At 61.5% G+C, this 818-nt stretch carries 1 protein-coding gene; it reads right to left on the reverse strand.

Going from position 1 to position 818, the window contains the following annotated elements:
- A partial coding sequence (locus PV760_RS21435; protein WP_354628659.1) for a lipoyl synthase occupies positions 1-818 on the reverse strand: 818 nt, incomplete at both ends.

The raw sequence follows: 818 nt of genomic DNA on the forward strand, positions 1-818 counted from the left end.
TCGGCTTCGTGCTGGAGGTCCACGAATTCCTGCGGCTTGACCCACCGGTCCACCGGCAAGTGCCGTTCGGACGGGCGAAGGTACTGGGTGATCGTGATCAGGTCACAACCGGCCTGGTGCAGGTCCCGCAGGGCCTCGGAGATTTCCTCCCGCGTCTCGCCCATGCCCAGGATCAGGTTCGACTTGGTCACCATGCCCAGATCCCGGCCCTGGGTAATGACATCCAGGGACCTCTCGTACCGGAACGCCGGACGGATCCGCTTGAAAATCCTCGGCACGGTCTCGACGTTGTGGGCGAACACCTCGGGCTTAGAATCACAGATCGCCGCGATGTGCTCAGGCTTGCCGGAGAAGTCCGGGATCAGCAACTCCACCCCGGTGCCCGGGTTCAGTTCATGGATCTTCCGGACCGTTTCGGCGTACAACCAGACACCCTCATCGGCCAGGTCATCACGGGCCACCCCGGTCACGGTGGCGTAGCGCAACTGCATCGCCTGGACACTCCGGGCCACCTTGGTGGGTTCGAACATGTCCACCGGAGAGGGCTTGCCGGTATCGATCTGGCAGAAATCACAACGCCGGGTGCACTCGGACCCGCCGATCAGGAACGTCGCTTCCTTATCTTCCCAGCACTCGAAAATGTTCGGGCAGCCGGCCTCTTCACAGACCGTGTGCAGGCCTTCCTTCTTCACCAGGTTCTTGAGCTGGACAAACTCAGGCCCCATCTGGACCTTGGCCTTGATCCACTCAGGCTTACGTTCAACCGGAACCGCAGAATTACGCTGCTCAACGCGCAGCAACTTACGGCCTTCAGGTGC

Source organism: Paenarthrobacter sp. CC6 (assembly GCF_040560085.1).
Lineage (GTDB): Bacteria > Actinomycetota > Actinomycetes > Actinomycetales > Micrococcaceae > Arthrobacter > Arthrobacter nicotinovorans.